Source organism: Microbulbifer maximicatervae (SeqCode), from assembly GCF_052468095.1.
Map to the genome: position 1 here is coordinate 4165979 of NZ_CP174332.1, position 13386 is coordinate 4179364.

Sequence of the window (13386 nt, forward strand, 5' to 3'; positions counted from 1 at the left end):
CTACAGACAAAGAAAGATATCGGGCAATTACTCCGAGCTTCGCCGGGCCTCCCATTCCACCTGGTGCTCATGGGTGGGCCAGGCACTCATAATGGCCTTGAGCAAGGTCGCCAGGGGAATTGCAAAGAAGACGCCCCAGAAGCCCCAGATGCCGCCAAAGAACAATACCGCGAGGATAATAGCAACCGGGTGCAGGTTAACTGCCTCAGAAAACAGCAGTGGTACCAGTACGTTGCCATCGAGCAGTTGGATGATGCCGTAAGTCACCATCAGGTAGAGAAACTCATTACTCCACCCCCACTGGAAAAGCCCAATAGCCGCAACGGGGATAGTGACAACCGCTGCACCGATATAAGGAATCAACACACTGAAACCCACAGCTACCGCCAGCAACAGGGCGTAGTTCACCCCCAGTAACAGGAAGGCGGCATAACTGACAGCAGCCACAATGCCAATTTCTATTACCTTACCGCGTACATAATTGGCCACCTGATCATTCATCTCATGCCAAATCTGGTGGAGCATGGGCCGCTCTTTGGGCAGGAAAGAGGTGCACCAGCGGATCAACTGTTCCGCATCCTTAAGGAAGAAGAACACCAGGATCGGCACCACTACAACGTAAATCAGCAAGCCGGCAAAAATGGGTAGATTGGTAAGGGAGAAGGCCAGCAGTGTCTGTCCCAGGCCGCCCAATTCGCTGCCAAGGGTATTGAAGATTTCATCGATCTGTCCGGCTGAAATTAATCGTGGGTAGCGCTCAGGGAGTAACAATAATAGTTCTTGGCCGCGCTGCACCATATTGGGCAACTCTGCCCCAAGCCGCACCAACTGACGCCAGATAATAGGTAGTACCACAAATAACAGAGCCACAATAGTACCCACCAACACCAAGCAGGACAGGGTAACCGCCAGCCAGTGTGGCACACGCCAAGACTTCAGCTTTTGCACCATACCCTGCATCAGGAAGGCGATCACCAGCGCGGTGAATACCGGGGCCAGCACAGCGCCCAGAGTCGCCAGGACCACCAGGGCCAGGGTCAATATTAAAACCAGAAGCACCACTTCTTCCTGACTGAAGTAGCGGTTCACCCAGCCTTTTACAATCGATAACATAGACTCTCGGGATTTATCTTTATTCATTTGCCAGCGTACAGCCAATATTGAAAGGTATTATTACGTCGCTCAGCGCGGAGCAGGGACCGGCCACTTAAAGACGCAAAACTGTGGAAGTCTCGCCAGGACCCTTCATCAGTGGCCAGCACACAAAGCAGCGTTCCCTCTGGGTATTCCCGCAATGCCCGGCGCATGGTCAGTAACGGTTGTGGGCAGGGCAGATTTCTTGCATCCACAATAGTGGCCGCGTCCCAGTTCGGTATCTGGGTATCGGGCTGATTGGTAGAAGAAGTTACTGACATTGCCTTTTTAGTCACAAACCAGAATTGCCGGGGATTATAGCGCGAACCAGACGCCATAACCCGCACAGGCTTTACGCTTTTTAACTTTCCGCCTGGCGCAAGCGTGAACCTTTTATGGTCCACTAAGTCCAACCCTCGACAGTCCAACGGGGTAGCGTATAGAGTTGGACTATAGATCCTTCATGGACAGACCGAGCAGTAATCAAGATGACTGATTCCAAAAACAGCCTGCTTCACCGAACGCGCCCCCCAGCTATCCTCCACCGACTTCGCGCAGGACTGCGAAGCCTGGGTATGGGGTTGTTACTCGGCGCAGTCCCGTTTGCTGCCATAGCGGACAGTGATGAAATCCGCCTCCCGGAGCTCGGTGACAGAACCAGCGGTGTCGTATCCCACACCCAGGAAAAAGAACTGGGGCAGATGTGGCTGCGTATTTTTCGCAGTCAGGTTCGCACCTCCAGTGATGCCCTGATCCAGCAATTTGTCGAGGGCATGGTCAAGGAATTGGCCGAGTACAGCCCACTGGAAGACAAAGAAATTGATGTTGTTGTAGTAAACAACAAAACCATGAACGCCTTTGCAGTCCCCGGTGGAGTCATGGGGGTCCATACCGGCCTGTTTCTGTTTGCAGAGCGTGAAGACCAGTTTGCATCGGTAGTTGCCCACGAATTGGGCCACCTCAGCCAGCGGCACTACGCCCGCTCCCTGGAAGCACAGCGCAATAGCACAATTCCCACTCTGGCCGGTATGCTCGGCGCCCTGGTTCTGGCGGCTACCGCCGGTGGTGAAGCGGGGATCGCGGCCATGAGCGTGACCCAGGCTGCAGCCCTGGACAACCAGCTGCGATTCAGCCGCAAGAATGAGCAAGAGGCAGATAGGGTCGGTATCGATACCCTGGCCAAATCCGGCCGCGATCCAGAGGCCGCCGGTGAAATGTTCGAGCAAATGCTCAAGGCCACACGTTACTACCAGCGCCCGCCAGAATTTCTCCTGACCCACCCCGTTACAGAAAAGCGTATTGCCGATGCCAAGTTGCGCGCTCAGCGTATGGAAAAAGTGGCTCCCAGCGAGGATCTGGATTATCACCTGATGCGCGCCCGAGTGCGGCTCGCCACAGAACCAACGCCGCAGCAAGCAGTAAAACGCTTTAGCGCGGAGCTGAATGGTATTAATGACAATGAGGATGCCGCCCGTTACGGCCTCGCCCTGGCCCAAGTAGCCGCAGGCAGGCCCGATTCAGCGCTGGACACCCTGCAGCCCCTGTTAGACAAGACCCCCTCAAAAGCAGCCTATGTGCTGGCCCGAGCGGATATCGATCTGTTGCGAGAAGACTACAGCAGTGCCACCAAGCGCCTGCAGTGGGCCCTCGATCGCAATCCGGGAGATCATGCCTTAATCATGGGGCTCGCCAATGCCCACTTTAAAGCCGGCAATTACCTGGCTGCAGAGCGCCTGCTGGCGAAATATAGCCGTACACGGAAGAAAGACCCGGCAGTTTGGTATCTATTGGCGGAGACCCACGGATTAGCCGGAGATATTGTTGGCGTGCACGAGGCCCGGGCCGAGTATTACATCCTCAACGGCATATTCGACAAGGCTATTCAACACCTGCGCCATGGGATTCGCATGTCAAAAGACGATTACCAGGTCAATGCCATCCTGGAACAGCGCCTCAAAGATGTGCTGAAAATGCAGGAAAGAATCGAGGAGCTGTAACTCCCCCAACGAAAAAGAGCGGCCACTGGCCGCTCTTTTTGTTTACCCACCGCTATTCTCTCAAGAGCTAACCTTTGCGGAAATCCAACATCCGCTGTAGCGGGATCATCGCCTTGCGCCCCAGTTCCGGGTCCACAAAGATCTCATTATCCCCGCGCTCCAGTACACCGCAGAGGTTCTCCAGAGAGTTCATCGCCATCCAGGGGCAATTAGCACAGCTGCGGCAAGTGGCTCCAGCACCGGCGGTTGGCGCTACCATAAGCTCCTTGTCTGGGCACTCCTGCTGCATCTTGTAGAAAATGCCCTGGTCGGTAGCCACAATAAAGCGCTTCTCCGGGCGGGTCTTGGCAGCATTAATAATCTGTGAGGTAGAACCCACCACATCGGCCAGGGCTACCACAGAGGCGGGAGATTCAGGATGCACTAGAACCACAGCATCCGGGTAGAGGGCCTTTAAGTCCTCAACCCCCTTGGCCTTAAACTCTTCATGCACAATACAGGAACCGTCCCATAACAGTACGTCTGCGCCGGTTTCCCGCTGGACATAGCCGCCGAGGTGTTTGTCAGGTGCCCAAAGGATTTTTTCGCCATTGGCATCCAGGTGATCCACCACATCCAGCGCAATACTCGAGGTCACCACCCAATCGGCCCTGGCTTTTACCGCAGCAGAAGTATTGGCATAAACCACCACAGTCCGGTCCGGGTGCTGATCGCAAAAGTCAGAGAATTCTTGCGGGGGGCAGCCGAGATCCAGGGAGCAGGTTGCCTCAAGGGTCGGCATCAGTACTTTCTTGTTCGGGGTAAGGATCTTAGCGGTCTCACCCATAAACTTTACTCCGGCCACTACCAGAGTATCCGCCGAGTGCTGAGCGCCAAAACGGGCCATTTCCAATGAATCAGAAACGCAGCCACCGGTTTCCTCCGCCAGGGCCTGAATCAAAGGGTCGGTATAGTAGTGTGCGACCAATACTGCATTCTGTTCTTTCAACAAGCGCTTGATGCGCTCGCGCCATTCTTGCAGCTCTTCTTCGCTATATTGAGACATTACCGGCTCCGCCAGGTGCGCTTGCACCAAAGAGCGAGAATCTACCTTGTCTGCGGCAATGGACTTATGAGTCATGACTAACTTCCAGTCGCGGAAAAGCGCGCATTATAGCGCAATGAAACGACACCACCACGCACCCTTTCAACAGCAATTTTAATCTGGCGTTACAGGCAAAATAGGCCGAAGGGAGTCAACCTGGTCACCTCAGAAAGTACACATTTCGGCAACAGGACCGCTATGGAGATTTTGGATACCGCGATAGTCGGGGCTGGGGTATTAGGACTTGCCTGCGCCTACCAGCTGAGCCGCGCTGGCCACAAAGTGTTGGTACTGGAACAACACAGTGCCATTGGAACTGAAACCAGCGCGCGCAATAGTGAGGTTATTCACGCAGGCCTCTACTATCCAACAAACAGCTTGAAAGCTCGTGCCTGTGTTAAAGGTAAATCCATGCTGTACCAATTTTGCCAAGAATACGCGGTGCCCCATAAGCAAATCGGCAAACTGGTAGTCGCCACCGATAAAGCACAGCTGCCGCAACTCCGAGCCCTCGAAGCCCAGGGGGATGCAAACAACGCTGGGGGACTTCGTTTACTGAACACTAAAGAGGCTCTATCTATGGAGCCGGAATTACAGTGTGCCGGGGCCATCTACTCACCGACGACGGGCATTATCGACAGCCACAGCCTGATGCTGGCTCTCGAAGGCGCCACAGAGTCCAAGGGCGGTGAAGTCATACTTGCGAGTAAGGTTGTGCGCATTGAAATATCCAATGGCACTTGCCAACTGGTGATGAAGGATGGCTACAGACTGACAGCCCGCAACCTCATCCTGACCGCAGGCCTTCACACCAGCTCACTGATGAGCACAGTAAATAACGAAGTTATAAAACGGGAAATTCCCACCACATATTTTGTTAAGGGCAGTTATTTTACTCAGTCAAGCAAGGTGCCTTTTTCACACTTAATTTACCCTCTACCTGAAGGTGCCGGTCTGGGAATTCATCTCACTCTGGATTTGGCTGGAGGGGCGAGGTTTGGCCCAGATGTGGAGTGGATTAAAACCATTAACTACCAAGTAGATCCGAGTAAACTAAATACATTTCATGACAACATCCGTCGCTACTGGCCTGGAATATCAAAGAATACTTTACGGCCTGGCTATGCGGGCATTCGCTCCAAAATTGTACGCAAGGGCCACCCCGCTGGTGATTTCCAGATTTATCACAAAAGCCTATCGGATAAATCTCAGTTAGTGGCATTTTTTGGAATTGAATCCCCCGGGCTGACCTCTTCACTGTACCTCGGAGAAGTAATCGTAAAAATGATTTGCTAATTATTTATCCACTGGAAGAGAAATTCTGTTTAACTCAAACAATCACAACGAAAGCAGAAAGAATACGCTATTGAAGTGATAAAGTAGGAATAGTATTTATCCACCAATCACCTACATCAGGTTCAACATAAACCCCAGGGTATTCTTTCCCTCTAGCTTTTACGGTGCGAATTACTGAATAATCATACCCATATTTCCCGTACCCAGCTGTGTTGCCAGTGCGGTTTGGAAATCATTCACTTGAGTGGTGGTATGAGTATTTAAAGTACCTGATTGAGAGGTGGTGCTGGCGCTACTGGAAACCCCAGTTTGGCTAACATCAACCGTATTCATATTTCCATCTTGGGTAATGGTGATATTGGATGATGTGACATCCGTTTGTAACACCATCAGAAAATTTGATGTGCCAGTTTGCAAAGTAGTCACACTACTCAGATCAACCAATGTATCTTGCTCAACATCAGCGGTATTATCCGTTCCCGATTGGGTGATATCAATCACACTATTACTAATAAATTCGTCCTGTTCAGCATCCACCATATTGGTGGAACCACTCTGAAATACCGTCAATGTTGAAGAGTCTACAAAATTACTTTGACTAATATCTACTTCATTCATACTACCGTTTTGTATAACAGTCGCGGCTGTTGAGGAAACGTCTTCCTCTTGACTTACCCCGGCTTCATTGTTATCGCCAGTTTGGTTAATAGTGATAAAACTCTGGGAAACCAGGTCTTCCTGATCTACAAACATTCCATTGTCATTGCCGTTTTGGGTAACAATGATAGAGCTATTTGAAATCTCATCACCCTGATCTACGTCTGCCTGATTACTTGCACCTGATTGAAAAATGCTCGCGGTAGACGAATCAACAACTGAAGCCTGAACTATATCACCATCATTTGAAGAGCCCAGCTGTATAATAGTCGCGGTGGATGAAGTGATATTGCTAAACTGATCGACATCTAAAACATTATCATCGCCAACTTGATTAACAATAATAGTGCTAGCCGAAATTACAGTCGACTGTTGTGCATCTGCATCGTTCATATCACCATTTTGAACACCACTAATCGTGCTGGTATCAATTAAGTCTTCCTGCTCCAATTCGGTTCTGTTTGTTGAGCCCACCTGAGATGAGATTACACTACTGAAACTAACTTGGTTATCCTGCCTGGACTCAAATTCATTATCAGTTCCCGACTGGGTTGCGACCACAGAACTATTACTCACGATATCCCCTTGTGGGACCACTGCATCGTTCATATCCCCTGTTTGAGTGATCAACACCAGGCTCTGGGTAACTCCCTCCTCCTGATCAAGGTCCGCATCGTTGGAATTGCCAAATTGGTTGACCGTTAAACTGGATGATTCAACTGTATTCTCCTGAAAGGACTCAGCCTGATTCATATCCCCCTGTTGATTAATTGTGTTATTAGCTGCATTAACATTTATATCCTAAATCGAACTTGCCTCATTGTTATCTCCAATTTGTATGTGTGTAATCACACTATTGGTTGTATTATTCACCTGTTCCGCATCAGAGACATTTCCAGTTCCATCTTGAATAACCACAATCTGATTATCTGTAACCGAAGGATCAGACTGGTCAATTGTGGCTGCATTCATAGAGCCCTGCTGGGAGACACTGCTGACATTACTGTCTGCTAAAGCCCCACAGTGAATCACGGCCAACACTGCCGCAGCCAATGGCTTCATAAACTTCATAGCAAATTCCTTTTCAAACAAATTACCGACCAAACTACTGAGCAGGGGACTTCCTCACAAGGATAACGAGGAATTCATAACTATTTAGCACTATCAATCACAATTAAAAATTATGAATTAACAATAATAAATACAGGCATAATTTTATGGCCTTGAAATTCTACTGCATAATACTTCCCGTATTACCCCCCCCCACTTGGCTAGCAATAGCCACCTGCCCATCATTTGTTTGTGTCGTGACATGAATATTGGAAGAACCTATCTGGGAGACAGTGGCCAATCCAGTACTTAGTCCCAACTGAGAGACTTCTACATAATTCATATCACCACTCTGGAAGGTGGTAATAGAGGAGAAAAGAGCAAAGCCCTGCCCTACCAATGCCTCGTTGAGAGTTCCATCTTGCTCAACACTAATAAAGCTTGATTCAGTTAAGTCTCCCTGAAATAACTCGGCACTATTTTCACTCCCAAGTTGATTAATTAGCCCAGTGCTATTAAGCGCAAAATCCTCATGGATTGCTTGTGCAAAGTTCATTGTCCCAGTCTGAGTAACAGCAACAGTTCCCTGTATCCCCCCAACATCCACCTGGGCAGCAATACCCTCATTATTTGAACCGGACTGGATAACAGAGGCACTACCTGCAACAACAAAGTCATCCTGAACCACCCAACCGAAGTTGCCATCGCCAGATTGACTAATTAGAGCTGTACTTTCTGAGACTTCTGCAATTTGCTCCAGAATCGCCTCATTCATCAAACCCGATTGCTCCACCGTGCCCATATTCAAATCTGTAAGTGCCCCCTGTAAAACAGACACTTGATGTGAGTCTCCGGTTTGGGTTATTGAAACGGTATTATTGGTGCTGGTAGGATTAGACTGATCTACTGTTGCCAGATGTCCGTCGCCATCCTGGTCAATATCAGTCGTATTATTACCGCCCATAGAGTGACCACTAAAAGTGAGCGCAGCTATTGCAGTAACTGAAGTCCAAACTTTCATTTAACTAATTCCTTATCCATAGATTTCACCTCTTGCGTTAAGCAAATGCACAGCACAACGCCCCCAAATCAAAACCTGAACTCTCTTTGGAAAGTAGAGTTAAAGGCCTATATCAGATAGACGAAAATCAATAGGAGGAAACATTTTTACCTCCTTGAAAATGATTATCTGATCCTAAAATACAAAATTGAAAAATACATGGAGCTCCGCAGTCGCATTGCAGCGATCCGTATTCACACTAATACCGCGAAGCCCCTATCCAATTTACTGAAAAATAAATCCAATATTTGAAATACCATTTTGCGTCGCAATAGCAGTTTGCGAATCGGACAATTGCTCGGTTGTATGTTGATTTAACTCACCTATTTGGGTGGTTGTAGCAACACTGAGCATATTTCCCTGCTGGAGCACACCTGCAATATTGCTAATGCCATCTTGAAGTATGGTTCCTGTAACCGAGCTTGCAGTAACTTGTCCAAGCATCGCCTCATTCGAAGTCCCCGATTGAGAAATCGATGCTAATGCTGCTGATGTTCCACCTGCCTGCTGGGTAACTCCCATGTTCATCGAGCCCAATTGACTGACATTTCCAACACTTGTATCAACTATTGCTTGCTGAACTCCGCCACCAAAGTTTCCATCTCCAACCTGATTTACGTTTACAGAACTGTTCTCGACACTATCTTGCTGCAATGAACCAGCAAAGTTTCCATTACCTACCTGAGTAATAGAGACAAAGCTGGTAGTGATTCCATTTTCTTGATCAGAGTCGACCTCATTCATATCCCCAGATTGCAGAACACTTATAGTGGAGGAGAACACCCCCATTATTTGTTCACTGACAAAGAGATTTTGATTGCCAATTTGATCGACAGAAATAGTGCTAAACTCCACAACGCTTTGCTGACCGATCTGGGCCATATTGTCATCGCCAATTTGATTTAGGATGACATCACTTCCCAGTATATCGAAGACCTGCCCCATTATGATCGCATCATTCATATCGCCAGTTTGAGTCACCGCGATACTAGATGCTTCGGTATCAGTCTGGGTGATGGTCATAAAGTTCATTTCCCCAGCTTGATTTAGTTCCTGGGTAGAACCAAGTGACTCAAGTTGCTCCGCTGTCGTATCGTTATTATTCCCAATCTGGTTAATTTCCAACGAACTGGACTCAGTCATAAACTGCTGGAAAGATTCGGCCATATTCCCATCACCCTCTTGGTAGTGGGTCATGGTATTACTTACGGCATCGCTCGCCTGGGTCGATGACGAAGAGTTTGCATCGCCAATTTGGGTGACATCTATCAGATTCCCTATAGCCGTAGGGTCAACCTGATTGGCGTTCGCTGTATTACCCACTCCCTGCTGATCTATTAACGTCGTATTATTACTGGCCATCGCACTTCCACTCACTGCGGCCAATATAACTAGAGCTACAGGCTTCAACTTCCTCATAATTCAATCCTTCATTAACTATTCAAGCTTTTCTTGGGACTCAACTTAGAGGGCCTCATCAACAACATCGATACCAATAGGCATGCCGGCGTAAGGCATGCGCAGAATCCAATTTAGCGCCATCCCTACTCCAAACAGCAGTATCCCCAAAGAAGTGTTAAAGCTCGCCAAACTCGAGCGCTGAGGCAATAAAATTGACACAGGCAATTATGCGAACAACAAACCCCAAGAGGAATTGACATGCACTGGCACAAGGTCACTTGCGATAATGAACGGCTGAATATTTAGAAACTATTCTCAAATCGCTGATCATGGGCCGACCAACTACTGGGTAAGAGTTAACGATAAGCGGCGATACAGCTATAAGAAGGAAGTGGGGAAAAACTAGGAACAAAGTTTGGGATTAAATTTCTGTGCCACACAGATCAGAACCTAGCAGCACAGAAATCAAAGAACTGACTACTACTGTAAAATTGTGCCGGTATTACTTACTCCAGACTGTGTCGCTATTGCTGTCTCGGCGGTACCCGCTTGAGAGGTAACATGCACATTCGATGTACCCGTTTGGGATATTGAGGCCACACCCATAGTGATATTGTCCTGATCAATATTTACATCATTGGAGTCGCCGGTCTGCAACACTGTAGCGCTGGTGAAGAAAGCATTTCCTTGATCCAGCGTAGAAATATTCATATCACCAAATTGGTCGACAATCATAGTTGAATTCTCAACCGTAAACTCCTGCTCCAGGAGTGCCGTATTGTCATTACCCAATTGCAATAACTCCATCAAAAGAAAGCTAACTGAACCTATCTGATCCAAGGCCGCAACATTGCCAACGCCATCTTGGATACCAATCATTGTACTATCGCTAATAACAAAGTTTTGATTGACATCCATTTGGTTCATCTGCCCTATTTGAGTAGCAATCAAAGTAGAGTTCAGTGCCTGCTGCTGCAACGCAAAACTGGGCCCGACCGTGTTCATGTCTCCTTGCTGATTTATCGTCATGGTACTTGCCGTAGTACCCCCAAGCCCCTGGAAATTATTATCAACCAGATTCATATTCCCAACTTGTTGCACAGTCATACTGCTGTCTGTCACATTGCTCCCTTGACGAGTCATTGCCGTATTGGCATTACCTGACTGGAGCAGTTCAAGTTGCACATTGGTAATATTGTTGAACTGCTCTGACATCGCAATATTCCCATCCCCTATCTGGGTTTGAATTATCGTCGTTACTGCTGCATCCGTGTATTGGTCAGCGACGGCCTGGTTACCATCACCAGCCTGGGACTGTATTACCTGGCTAAAATTAACCGTGCTATCGGATTGATCAGACATAGCACTATTTCCAATACCATTTTGTTCAACAATGGAGGAATTATTATTCGCAAAAGAGGAGTGACTAACCGCCACCAAACAGATGGCGGCAACTATGGGGGTTACGGTTTTCATTTCGGCAATCCTTACCTGGTAGAAATATCTCGCGTTAAACCAGCTCCTTTACCTACACAGATCGAACCGCACTTCTCAGAAATCAAACCCGCAACATCGAGGCAAGCACCATTCACCTTAATTGGTGACCCGGAAAACTTGAGGAGATAGCACCTTCAAAAAGCGCGACGCTATTCTCAGTAGCAAAACCCTTAGTATCAGTTAGCTGGAGATCCCTAGCCACTGTGCCAAGACGCAAATCAAAGGCCCATTAATTGTTAGTAGCAAACGTAAAGGCATCTATAGGAAGAAAGTGCCCAAGAACTGGGAAAAAGGTTTGTAGAAAAACAGAAACACAAGATCTTTGCATTTGAGCAAAATCTACAAAAATAAACATTGAGGAAATAAGAGAGATGGTGGGTCGTGCTGGATTCGAACCAGCGACCAATTGGTTAAAAGCCAACTGCTCTACCAACTGAGCTAACGACCCCCAGGATGGTTGGACTAACTTGGTAATGGTCCAACTCGGGTTGTTTTTACCTTCGCGCAGAAGTGTAAAAACTAGGTGGGTTGCCTTGGGCATCCCTGTCGAAAATGGTGGGTCGTGCTGGATTCGAACCAGCGACCAATTGGTTAAAAGCCAACTGCTCTACCGACTGAGCTAACGACCCTTTTCGATGCCTCGTTGTGAGGAGCTGCGTATCTTACGGATCTATTTCGAAAAGACAATACCTAACTCGAAAAAAAATCTAACAAATTTAAGGAGTTAGGTATTTGTTCAAAAAATTGGCGCCAACGGCCAATTAAGGTGCGTAGACCGTGGGGTCCTCCAGGCCGGCCTCTGTGAAACCGGCAGCCCTCAGGCGGCAACTGTCGCAGCGACGGCAGGCAGCGCCATCTGGCAAGGCTTGGTAGCAGGACACAGTTAAACTGTAGTCCACCCCTAAGCGGGTTCCTTCGGTAACAATATCCGACTTGCTCATGTCCATCAGCGGCGCACGTATAGACAGCTTATTGCCCTCGACACCGGCCCTGGTAGCCAGGTTGGCCATCTTCTCGTAGGCCTCAATATATTCTGGGCGGCAATCCGGATAGCCGGAGTAGTCCACGGCGTTCACACCCACGAAAATATCCTGGGCACCCAGCACCTCAGCCCAACCCAGGGCAATAGACAGGAATACCGTGTTTCGCGCCGGCACATAGGTCACCGGAATACCGGGGGTTTCCTCTTCGGGTACTTCAATAGAGTCATCGGTCAACGCCGATCCGCCGATTGAGCGCAGGTCGAGCTTAACCACCTTGTGCTCAACGGCCCCCAAGTCCTTCGCCACCTTTTGCGCAGCCAATAGTTCTGCCTCGTGACGCTGACCATAATCGAAGCCCAAGGCGTAGCACTCGTAGCCCTCAGCGCGAGCCATGGCCAGTACGGTGGCTGAGTCCAGGCCACCGGATAGCAAGATTACTGCTTTCTTTGCTGTCATTTTTTCCTCTTTTCTTGATGTGGCGCAGCGGCGCTTTATACGCCGGGGATGTCACCCCACAACAGCTTGTGCATTTGCATCTGCATACGCACCGGTAACCCATCCTCCAGTATCCATTCAGCTAGCAGGCGCGGCTGCAGCTGCTCGTAGCTGGGGGAGAAAAGCACCTCTCCAACCCGCTCAGGTATGCGGTACTGATCCAGGGTGAATCGGGCCCAGTCGTAATCCCCGCGATCACAGATCACAAACTTGATCTGGTCCTGGCGAGTGAGCACTTGCATATTCTCCATTCGGTTGCGGTGCTGCTCCCCGGAGGCCGGCGTTTTCAGGTCGACCACTCTCGACACCCGCTCATCCACTTTATCCACAGGCATAGCGCCACTGGTCTCGAGGGACACCGCATAGCCCGCATCGCAAAGCGCCTTCATCAAGGGGAAACAATTGGGCTGGGCCAGGGGCTCACCACCGGTAACACACACATGGCGAGCGGGATGGCTTTGCACCTGCTGCAAAATCTGCTCCAGCGTCATGCGTTCGCCGCCGTAAAAGGCGTACTCGGAGTCGCAATAGGTACAGCGTAACGGGCAGCCCGTCAGGCGTACAAACACCGTAGGAAGGCCACTTTCTCGCGCTTCTCCTTGGAGGGAGTAGAAAATTTCACTGATTCTGAGTGATTCTTTGGAAAGATCGGTCATACACACCCAACACAAAAACGCCCGAGTGGCACATGCCACCCGGGCGCGGGATCATAGGCTTTTTCTGCTCAAAAAA

General features: G+C 49.0%; 13 protein-coding genes and 2 tRNA genes. 2 read left to right on the forward strand and 13 right to left on the reverse strand.

Going from position 1 to position 13386, the window contains the following annotated elements; translation table 11 throughout:
* Nucleotides 1–27: 27 nt before the first annotated feature.
* Together ACJJIL_RS18345 and ACJJIL_RS18350 are read right to left on the reverse strand one after the other, a co-directional pair.
* The gene (locus ACJJIL_RS18345) at nt 28–1113 is read right to left on the reverse strand and encodes an AI-2E family transporter (protein ID WP_445359658.1); all 1086 of its coding nucleotides are present in this window, start codon (nt 1111–1113) and stop codon (nt 28–30) included.
* 23 nt (nt 1114–1136) lie between these two features.
* Nucleotides 1137–1430: a sulfurtransferase TusA family protein gene (locus tag ACJJIL_RS18350; protein ID WP_445359435.1), complete on the reverse strand. Its 294-nt coding sequence runs from the start codon at nt 1428–1430 to the stop codon at nt 1137–1139.
* 192 nt (nt 1431–1622) lie between these two features.
* Between ACJJIL_RS18350 and ACJJIL_RS18355 the strand changes: the two genes are divergently transcribed.
* Nucleotides 1623–3131 carry a M48 family metalloprotease gene (locus ACJJIL_RS18355; RefSeq protein ID WP_444895158.1) on the forward strand — a complete coding sequence of 503 codons (1509 nt, stop codon included), beginning with the start codon at nt 1623–1625 and terminating at the stop codon, nt 3129–3131.
* A gap of 67 nt (nt 3132–3198) precedes the next feature.
* Here the strand turns inward: ACJJIL_RS18355 and nadA are convergent, their stop codons facing one another.
* On the reverse strand, nt 3199–4251 hold the full coding sequence (gene nadA / locus ACJJIL_RS18360; RefSeq protein WP_444895159.1) for a quinolinate synthase NadA: 1053 nt from the start codon (nt 4249–4251) through the stop codon (nt 3199–3201).
* Between the two features lie 162 nt (nt 4252–4413).
* On the opposite strand from nadA, the gene ACJJIL_RS18365 reads away from it, so the two are divergent.
* Nucleotides 4414–5511, forward strand: coding sequence for an NAD(P)/FAD-dependent oxidoreductase (locus tag ACJJIL_RS18365; RefSeq protein ID WP_445360456.1), 1098 nt, complete (start codon nt 4414–4416; stop codon nt 5509–5511).
* A 171-nt stretch (nt 5512–5682) separates the two neighbouring features.
* On the opposite strand, the gene ACJJIL_RS18370 is transcribed toward ACJJIL_RS18365, so the two are convergent.
* From ACJJIL_RS18370 to queE, 10 genes are all read right to left on the reverse strand, one after another.
* Nucleotides 5683–6921: a hypothetical protein gene (locus tag ACJJIL_RS18370; protein WP_445360457.1), complete on the reverse strand. Its 1239-nt coding sequence runs from the start codon at nt 6919–6921 to the stop codon at nt 5683–5685.
* A gap of 48 nt (nt 6922–6969) precedes the next feature.
* A complete protein-coding gene (locus tag ACJJIL_RS18375; RefSeq protein WP_445360458.1) occupies nt 6970–7239 on the reverse strand; it encodes a hypothetical protein in 270 nt (89 codons plus the stop codon).
* 160 nt (nt 7240–7399) lie between these two features.
* Nucleotides 7400–8239: a hypothetical protein gene (locus ACJJIL_RS18380; protein WP_444926700.1), complete on the reverse strand. Its 840-nt coding sequence runs from the start codon at nt 8237–8239 to the stop codon at nt 7400–7402.
* 264 nt (nt 8240–8503) lie between these two features.
* A complete protein-coding gene (locus ACJJIL_RS18385) occupies nt 8504–9697 on the reverse strand; it encodes a hypothetical protein (RefSeq protein ID WP_445360459.1) in 1194 nt (397 codons plus the stop codon).
* A gap of 45 nt (nt 9698–9742) precedes the next feature.
* On the reverse strand, nt 9743–9898 hold the full coding sequence (locus ACJJIL_RS18390) for a hypothetical protein (RefSeq protein ID WP_444895164.1): 156 nt from the start codon (nt 9896–9898) through the stop codon (nt 9743–9745).
* Nucleotides 9899–10159: 261 nt separating this feature from the next.
* The gene (locus ACJJIL_RS18395; RefSeq protein ID WP_445360460.1) at nt 10160–11155 is read right to left on the reverse strand and encodes a hypothetical protein; all 996 of its coding nucleotides are present in this window, start codon (nt 11153–11155) and stop codon (nt 10160–10162) included.
* A gap of 393 nt (nt 11156–11548) precedes the next feature.
* Nucleotides 11549–11624 (reverse strand) — tRNA-Lys (locus ACJJIL_RS18400).
* Nucleotides 11625–11729: 105 nt separating this feature from the next.
* Nucleotides 11730–11805 (reverse strand) — tRNA-Lys (locus ACJJIL_RS18405).
* 132 nt (nt 11806–11937) lie between these two features.
* Nucleotides 11938–12615 (reverse strand): 7-cyano-7-deazaguanine synthase QueC, encoded by a 678-nt coding sequence (gene queC, locus ACJJIL_RS18410; protein ID WP_445360461.1) that lies wholly within the window; start codon nt 12613–12615, stop codon nt 11938–11940.
* Between the two features lie 35 nt (nt 12616–12650).
* Nucleotides 12651–13310 (reverse strand): 7-carboxy-7-deazaguanine synthase QueE, encoded by a 660-nt coding sequence (gene queE, locus ACJJIL_RS18415; protein ID WP_444919006.1) that lies wholly within the window; start codon nt 13308–13310, stop codon nt 12651–12653.
* Nucleotides 13311–13386: the final 76 nt, after the last annotated feature.

Bases quoted from the DNA above. Each gene is read 5' to 3' on its own strand.
- queE (WP_444919006.1), bottom strand. From the start codon at position 13,310: ATGACCGATCTTTCCAAAGAATCACTCAGAATCAGTGAAATTTTCTAC.
- ACJJIL_RS18385 (WP_445360459.1), bottom strand. From the start codon at position 9,697: ATGAGGAAGTTGAAGCCTGTAGCTCTAGTTATATTGGCCGCAGTGAGT.
- queC (WP_445360461.1), bottom strand. From the start codon at position 12,615: ATGACAGCAAAGAAAGCAGTAATCTTGCTATCCGGTGGCCTGGACTCA.
- ACJJIL_RS18375 (WP_445360458.1), bottom strand. From the start codon at position 7,239: ATGAAGTTTATGAAGCCATTGGCTGCGGCAGTGTTGGCCGTGATTCAC.
- ACJJIL_RS18355 (WP_444895158.1), top strand. From the start codon at position 1,623: ATGACTGATTCCAAAAACAGCCTGCTTCACCGAACGCGCCCCCCAGCT.
- ACJJIL_RS18370 (WP_445360457.1), bottom strand. From the start codon at position 6,921: ATGAATCAGGCTGAGTCCTTTCAGGAGAATACAGTTGAATCATCCAGT.
- ACJJIL_RS18395 (WP_445360460.1), bottom strand. From the start codon at position 11,155: ATGAAAACCGTAACCCCCATAGTTGCCGCCATCTGTTTGGTGGCGGTT.
- ACJJIL_RS18365 (WP_445360456.1), top strand. From the start codon at position 4,414: ATGGAGATTTTGGATACCGCGATAGTCGGGGCTGGGGTATTAGGACTT.
- ACJJIL_RS18380 (WP_444926700.1), bottom strand. From the start codon at position 8,239: ATGAAAGTTTGGACTTCAGTTACTGCAATAGCTGCGCTCACTTTTAGT.
- ACJJIL_RS18345 (WP_445359658.1), bottom strand. From the start codon at position 1,113: ATGTTATCGATTGTAAAAGGCTGGGTGAACCGCTACTTCAGTCAGGAA.
- nadA (WP_444895159.1), bottom strand. From the start codon at position 4,251: ATGACTCATAAGTCCATTGCCGCAGACAAGGTAGATTCTCGCTCTTTG.